The sequence below is a fragment of the Candidatus Poribacteria bacterium genome, from assembly GCA_021295755.1.
Lineage (GTDB): Bacteria > Poribacteria > WGA-4E > WGA-4E > PCPOR2b > PCPOR2b.
Window position 1 is genome coordinate 1 of the sequence record JAGWBT010000123.1, and the last position, 379, is coordinate 379.

1 protein-coding gene is annotated in these 379 nt (G+C 52.5%); it reads left to right on the forward strand.

All coding sequences use genetic code 11. The features are described from left to right. The coding region (locus tag J4G02_16815) for a hypothetical protein (GenBank protein MCE2396217.1) at positions 1–379 on the forward strand (379 nt) is incomplete at both ends.

Below are 379 nucleotides of genomic sequence, written 5' to 3' on the forward strand. Positions count from 1 at the left end.
GTCCCGGCGACCCATTCTTTTACAGCGCAGGTAAATTTACGGTGAATGTCCCACGGGGATCAACGGATATTATCGTTGAGCGTGGTACAGAGTATGAACCACTACGGAAAGTGGTATCAGCACCCCAGAAAGGGCACGTTGATGTTGAGTTACAGCTCAAACGGTGGACGGATCTCCCATCACAAGGTTGGTATCCGGGCAACACACACCTCCACTACAGCGAGAACGAGATGCAGCCCGACGCTCGACTGAACCTCGACCCGAAAGTCCATGACCTGAGTGTAACCGTGGTGAGTATTCTACAGCGGCGTGAGTTGCCCTATGCCAGCAACAAGTACCCAATCGGGTTTATGACGGATTATTCGACCGCACATCACCT